Below are 6,570 nucleotides of genomic sequence, written 5' to 3' on the forward strand. Positions count from 1 at the left end.
CCTCCATTGCGAACGGCTTCGAGGTGTCCATGTCCAGCAGCTTTCATGCATCGACCGTCGACTGGCTGGGCTGCTGGCTCGCCACGGGGCAGGTCAAGCCGGGTGAGTCACTCAAGGTCGAAGCCGACCTCGGCGAACAACTTGGCGTGAGCCGCACGGTCATCCGTGAAGCGATCAAGACCCTGGCTGCCAAAGGCATGCTCGAAGTCGGTCCGAAAGTGGGCACGCGAGTATTGCCGGTGCGGCGCTGGAATCTCTTCGATCCACAAGTCGTCGGCTGGTTGTCGCGCAGCGGCTTGCCGGAAAACTTCGTCGACGATCTGCTCGACCTGCGCCGCACCATCGAGCCGATGGCCGTACGCTGGGCCTGTGAGCGCGCTACGGGCGAGCAGGTGGACGCGATCCTGCTGGCCTGCAACGCGCTGGAGCGGGCAGTCGACAGCGGCATCGACTACAACCGTGCCGACCAGCTCTTCCACGAGTGCATCCTCGCTGCCAGCCACAATCAATTCATCGAACAAATGGTGCCCGCCCTCGGCGCGTTGCTGGCGGTGGCTTTTGAAGTGTCTGCCGCCGACCCGGATGAACTGCGTCGTACCTTGCCGATTCACCGGGACCTGGCCGAAGCTATCGCAGCCCGCGATACCGCCCGCGGCGTCTGGGCGTGCATGACCCTGATCGATAACGCCGACCTGGCAATCAAGCGTTACTACCCGCAGGTCATGGCTGATAAAAAGGCCGGCTGAAAACGAAAATTCCCCACATAAAAACAACAACAATGCAGGAGGTTTCATGACGTTGACGGCGGCTACCGGGCATCGGGCGAAACTGGGCGAAGGCCCGTTCTGGGATGCGCCGACCCAGGCCCTGTATTGGGTGGATATCGCGGGCAAACAGGCGTTGCGCCTGATCGGCGCCAACGTGCAGATCTGGCAGATGCCGGAGCATGTGTCAGCCTTCATCCCCTGCGACAGCGGCGATGCACTGGTGACGTTGAGCAGCGGCATCTATCGGCTCGATCTCGACTCTCCTGGCCTGGAACCGCGCCTGACATTGTTCTGCGTGGCCGATCCGCAACCGGGCAACCGCCCCAACGAAGCCCGCTGCGACGCCCAGGGCCGGCTCTGGCTCGGCACCATGCAAAACAACATCGGCGAACAGGGCGAAGACCTGCCCATCGTGCGCCGTTCGGGTGGACTGTTTCGCATCGACCATGCCGGGCGGGTTACGCCCTTGCTGCGCAACCTGGGCATTCCCAACACGCTGTTGTGGAGCGACGACGGCACCCGCGTGTATTTCGGCGACAGTCTCGACGGCACCTTGTATCGCCATTTCATCCGTACCGACGGTGCCCTCGATGCGCCGCAAGCCTGGTTCGGGCCGCATGGGCGTGGCGGCCCGGATGGTTCGGCGATGGATGCCGAGGGCTTTATCTGGAATGCCCGCTGGGACGGCAGCTGCCTGCTCAGGTTGAGCCCTGACGGCACGGTCGATCGGATCATCGAGCTGCCGATCAGTCGTCCCACCAGTTGCGTGTTCGGCGGGGCAGACCTGAAAACCCTGTACATCACCAGTGCGGCAAGTCCGCTGGGCCATCCGCTGGACGGGGCTGTGCTGTCGATTGCAGTGAATGTGTCTGGAAAGCTTTGCACGCGTTTTGCTGGCTAGCATCCCTAAATATGGGATGTAAATATATATATTGAGATTTGTCGTGGGCCGGGTTTATAGTCGGCCTCACCAAGTACATGCACTCACACTAAAAAAACAAAACAGGTGAAGTGATGCAGCGAAGTTCCTCCATGCTCCCTTGCGGAGACAGTGCCTCAAACCGTTTCCAGGCTGAAACGTTTTCGCACTCACCTGTTTCTTCTTCAGCGCCTTTTGACCGGACATCGACAGATGCCCGGTTTTCGTCGTGTTTTCGAACAGGAGTCTTTTTCCATGACTGAACCACTGTCATTGCCACCGGTGCCTGAGCCCCCGAAGGGCGAGCGCCTGAAAAACAAGGTCGTGTTGCTGACCGGTGCCGCCCAGGGCATTGGCGAAGCGATTGTGGCGACCTTCGCTTCCCAGCAGGCCAGGTTGATCATCAGCGATATTCAGGCCGAGAAAGTCGAGAAAGTCGCAGCGCACTGGCGAGACAAAGGTGCCGATGTGGTGGCGATCAAGGCCGATGTGTCGTGTCAGCAGGATCTGCAGGCGATGGCCCGGCTGGCGGTCGAGCGACACGGCCGGATCGACGTGCTGGTCAACTGCGCCGGGGTCAACGTGTTCCGTGACCCGCTGGAAATGACCGAGGACGACTGGCGTCGCTGCTTTGCCATCGACCTGGACGGTGCCTGGTACGGCTGCAAGGCCGTACTGCCGCAGATGATCGAGCAGGGCATCGGCAGCATCATCAACATTGCCTCCACCCATTCCTCCCACATCATTCCGGGCTGCTTCCCGTACCCGGTGGCCAAGCATGGGCTGCTTGGCCTGACCCGCGCGCTGGGCATCGAATATGCGGCCAAGGGCATCCGCGTCAATGCGATCGCGCCGGGCTACATCGAAACCCAGATCAACATCGATTACTGGAACGGTTTCGCCGACCCCCATGCCGAGCGCCAGCGCGCGTTTGACCTGCATCCACCGAAGCGCATCGGCCAGCCGATCGAAGTGGCGATGACCGCCGTGTTCCTGGCCAGTGATGAAGCGCCGTTCATCAATGCCTCGTGCATCACCGTCGATGGCGGGCGCTCGGTGATGTACCACGACTGAGTGACCGGGCTTTCAGGCGAATTGCTACGCTTGAAATTCAATCATCATACGATATGACTATTGGCAGCAGAGTTTCTTCGCCCGTCGGTTAACAAAGAACGCTTTCAAAGAACGCTCAAGAAAAATAACAAGGAGTCAGCTTATGAATCGTCGTCATGCCATCCGTTCCCTGTGCTGTGCCGCGTTGGCGGTCTCGGCGGTCAGCCTGAGCAGCACGCTGCTGGCGGCCGAGGAAGTGAAAATCGGTTTCCTCGTCAAGCAAGCGGAAGAGCCCTGGTTCCAGACCGAATGGGCCTTTGCCGAAAAGGCCGGAAAAGAAAAGGGCTTCACCCTGATAAAGATCGCCGTGCCCGATGGTGAGAAAACCCTTTCTGCCATCGACAGCCTCGCGGCCAACGGCGCCAAAGGCTTCGTGATCTGCCCGCCGGACGTGTCCCTGGGACCTGCGATCATGGCCAAGGCCAAGCTCAACGGGCTGAAAGTGATTGCGGTCGATGACCGTTTCGTCGATGCCAGCGGCAAGTTCATGGAAGACGTGCCGTACCTGGGCATGGCCGCTTTCGAAGTTGGCCAGAAGCAGGGCACCGCCATGGCGACCGAAGCGAAGAAACGCGGCTGGGACTGGAAAGACACCTATGCGGTGATCAACACCTATAACGAACTCGACACCGGCAAGAAACGCACCGACGGTTCGGTGAAAGCGCTGGAAGATGCCGGCATGCCGAAAGACCACATCCTGTTCTCAGCCCTCAAGACCCTCGACGTGCCGGGCAGCATGGACGCCACCAACTCGGCCCTGGTGAAACTGCCGAGTGCGGCGAAGAACCTGATCATCGGCGGCATGAACGACAACACCGTGCTCGGCGGGGTGCGCGCCACCGAGAGCGCCGGTTTCGCTGCGGCCAACGTGATCGGCATCGGCATCAACGGTACCGACGCGATAGGCGAGCTGAAGAAACCCGACAGCGGCTTCTACGGCTCGATGCTGCCGAGCCCGCACATCGAGGGCTACAACACTGCGAGCATGATGTACGAGTGGGTCACCACCGGCAAAGAGCCTGCGAAATACACCGCCATGGACGACGTCACGCTGATCACCCGCGACAACTTCAAGCAGGAACTGGAAAAGATCGGCCTGTGGAACTGACGGCCATCTGATTTCAACGGCGGCCTCGGCGACGGGGCTGCCTGACCGGTTTGAAGAGGTGGGTTATGCACGCGCAATCAAACACACAACAACACAACGGCAGCTTGCGCTTCAACGGGATCGGCAAGACCTTTCCCGGGGTGAAGGCGCTGGACAACATCAGCTTCGTCGCGCATCCGGGTCAGGTTCATGCCCTGATGGGCGAGAACGGCGCCGGCAAGTCGACACTGCTGAAAATCCTCGGCGGGGCCTACATTCCCAGCAGCGGTGACTTGCAGATCGGCGAGCGGACGATGGACTTCAAGTCCACCGCCGACAGCATCGGCAGTGGCGTCGCGGTGATCCACCAGGAGCTGCATCTGGTGCCGGAGATGACCGTGGCGGAGAACCTGTTTCTCGGGCATCTGCCGGCCAGTTTCGGCCTGATCAATCGCGGCACCTTGCGTCAGCAGGCACTGGCCTGTCTCAAGGGCCTGGCCGATGAAATCGATCCGCAGGAGAAAGTCGGGCGCCTGTCCCTGGGGCAACGGCAGTTGGTGGAAATCGCCAAGGCGCTGTCCCGTGGCGCCCATGTGATTGCCTTCGATGAGCCCACCAGCAGCCTTTCGGCACGGGAGATCGAGCGCTTGATGGCGATCATCGGGCGGCTGCGGGACGAGGGCAAAGTGGTGCTCTATGTTTCCCATCGCATGGAAGAGGTGTTCCGCATCTGCAACGCGGTGACGGTGTTCAAGGACGGGCGATACGTGCGCACGTTCGATGACATGAGTGAGTTGACCCACGATCAACTGGTCACCTGCATGGTCGGTCGCGACATCCAGGACATCTACGATTACCGCCCGCGCCAGCGCGGCGCGGTGGCACTCAAGGTCGACGGTCTGCTCGGGCCCGGCTTGCGCGAACCGGTGCGTTTCCAGGTGCACAAAGGCGAAATCCTCGGGCTGTTCGGGTTGGTCGGTGCCGGCCGCACCGAGCTGCTGCGCCTGCTCAGCGGCCTGGCGCGCAACAGCGCCGGGCGCCTGGAGCTGCGTGGCCATGAACTGAAACTGCGTTCTCCCCGGGACGCAATTGCCGCCGGCGTCCTGTTGTGCCCCGAGGACCGCAAGAAGGAGGGCATCCTGCCGCTGGCCAGCGTCGCCGAGAACATCAATATCAGCGCACGCGGCGCCCATTCCACCTTCGGCTGCCTGTTGCGTGGCCTGTGGGAAAAGGACAACGCCGCGCAGCAGATCAAGGCGCTCAAGGTGAAAACGCCACACGCCGGGCAGCCGATCAAGTTTCTTTCCGGCGGCAATCAGCAGAAGGCCATTCTCGGCCGCTGGCTGTCGATGCCGATGAAAGTGCTGCTGCTCGACGAGCCCACCCGCGGCATCGACATCGGTGCCAAGGCCGAGATCTACCAGATCATCCATAACCTGGCAGCCGAAGGGATCGCGGTGATTGTGGTGTCCAGCGACCTGATGGAAGTCATGGGCATTTCCGACCGCATCCTGGTGCTGTGCGAAGGCGCCCTGAGTGGCGAGCTGAGCCGCGACCAGGCCAACGAATCCAACCTGCTGCAACTGGCTTTGCCGCGCCAACGCGCCGACGGCGTGGCGAACTGAGAGGTGACTATGATGACAACCCAAAACAACACTTTGCCGACCACGCGCAAACCGCTGGACCTGCGGCGCTTTCTCGATGACTGGGTGATGCTGCTGGCGGCCGTCGGCATTTTTGTCGCCTGCACCTTGCTGATCGACAACTTCCTCTCGCCACTGAACATGCGCGGCCTGGGCCTGGCGATTTCCACCACCGGCATTGCTGCCTGCACCATGTTGTATTGCCTGGCGTCCGGGCATTTCGACTTGTCGGTGGGCTCGGTGATCGCCTGTGCCGGGGTGGTCGCGGCGGTGGTGATGCGTGACACCGACAGCGTGTTTCTCGGAGTCTGTGCGGCGCTGGTGATGGGGCTGATCGTCGGGCTGATCAACGGCATCGTGATTGCCAAGTTGCGGGTCAACGCGTTGATCACCACGTTGGCGACCATGCAGATCGTGCGTGGCCTGGCGTACATTTTCGCCAACGGCAAGGCGGTGGGGGTGTCGCAGGAATCGTTCTTCGTCTTCGGCAACGGCCAGTTGTTTGGCGTACCGGTACCGATCCTGATCACCATCGTCTGCTTCCTGTTCTTCGGCTGGCTGCTGAACTACACCACCTACGGGCGCAACACCATGGCCATCGGCGGCAACCAGGAAGCGGCGTTGCTGGCGGGTGTGAATGTCGACCGGACCAAGATCATCATCTTCGCCGTGCACGGAGTGATCGGTGCGCTCGCCGGGGTGATCCTGGCCTCGCGCATGACCTCGGGCCAGCCAATGATCGGCCAGGGTTTCGAACTGACCGTGATCTCGGCCTGCGTACTGGGCGGGGTGTCGTTGAGTGGCGGGATCGGCATGATCCGGCACGTGATCGCCGGGGTGCTGATACTGGCGATCATCGAGAATGCGATGAACCTGAAGAACATCGATACGTTTTATCAGTATGTGATTCGCGGTTCGATTTTGTTGTTGGCGGTGGTCATCGACCGACTCAAACAGCGCTGAAAATTTTCGCTTCCGTCACGGACGCCATCGCGGGCAAGCCACGCTCCCACAGGTTTTTACGTAACCTGTGGGAGCGTG

Annotated in this window: 6 protein-coding genes; all 6 read left to right on the top strand. The window is 61.1% G+C overall.

The features are described 5' to 3' along the window. Positions 1-29 precede the first annotated feature (29 nt). The 6 genes from EI969_RS09710 to araH all read left to right on the top strand — a co-directional run bounded on the left by EI969_RS09710 (position 30) and on the right by araH (position 6,492). Positions 30-746 (top strand): FadR/GntR family transcriptional regulator, encoded by a 717-nt coding sequence (locus tag EI969_RS09710; protein ID WP_160387377.1) that lies wholly within the window; start codon positions 30-32, stop codon positions 744-746. 46 nt (positions 747-792) lie between these two features. Further along, positions 793-1,668: an SMP-30/gluconolactonase/LRE family protein gene (locus EI969_RS09715; protein WP_160387378.1), complete on the top strand. Its 876-nt coding sequence runs from the start codon at positions 793-795 to the stop codon at positions 1,666-1,668. A 273-nt stretch (positions 1,669-1,941) separates the two neighbouring features. Next, positions 1,942-2,760 carry an SDR family oxidoreductase gene (locus EI969_RS09720; protein ID WP_160387380.1) on the top strand — a complete coding sequence of 273 codons (819 nt, stop codon included), beginning with the start codon at positions 1,942-1,944 and terminating at the stop codon, positions 2,758-2,760. A gap of 142 nt (positions 2,761-2,902) precedes the next feature. After that, positions 2,903-3,907, top strand: a complete 1,005-nt coding sequence (locus EI969_RS09725; protein ID WP_160387382.1) for a substrate-binding domain-containing protein — start codon at positions 2,903-2,905, stop codon at positions 3,905-3,907. 65 nt (positions 3,908-3,972) lie between these two features. Then, positions 3,973-5,511: an L-arabinose ABC transporter ATP-binding protein AraG gene (gene araG, locus EI969_RS09730; protein WP_160387384.1), complete on the top strand. Its 1,539-nt coding sequence runs from the start codon at positions 3,973-3,975 to the stop codon at positions 5,509-5,511. Positions 5,512-5,523: 12 nt separating this feature from the next. After that, positions 5,524-6,492 (top strand): L-arabinose ABC transporter permease AraH, encoded by a 969-nt coding sequence (gene araH / locus EI969_RS09735; protein WP_095944016.1) that lies wholly within the window; start codon positions 5,524-5,526, stop codon positions 6,490-6,492. Positions 6,493-6,570 lie beyond the last annotated feature (78 nt).

Source organism: Pseudomonas sp. PB101 (assembly GCF_009764265.1).
Lineage (GTDB): Bacteria > Pseudomonadota > Gammaproteobacteria > Pseudomonadales > Pseudomonadaceae > Aquipseudomonas.

Bases quoted from the DNA above. Each gene is read 5' to 3' on its own strand.
- EI969_RS09710 (WP_160387377.1), top strand. From the start codon at position 30: ATGTCCAGCAGCTTTCATGCATCGACCGTCGACTGGCTGGGCTGCTGG.
- EI969_RS09715 (WP_160387378.1), top strand. From the start codon at position 793: ATGACGTTGACGGCGGCTACCGGGCATCGGGCGAAACTGGGCGAAGGC.
- EI969_RS09720 (WP_160387380.1), top strand. From the start codon at position 1,942: ATGACTGAACCACTGTCATTGCCACCGGTGCCTGAGCCCCCGAAGGGC.
- EI969_RS09725 (WP_160387382.1), top strand. From the start codon at position 2,903: ATGAATCGTCGTCATGCCATCCGTTCCCTGTGCTGTGCCGCGTTGGCG.
- araG (WP_160387384.1), top strand. From the start codon at position 3,973: ATGCACGCGCAATCAAACACACAACAACACAACGGCAGCTTGCGCTTC.
- araH (WP_095944016.1), top strand. From the start codon at position 5,524: ATGACAACCCAAAACAACACTTTGCCGACCACGCGCAAACCGCTGGAC.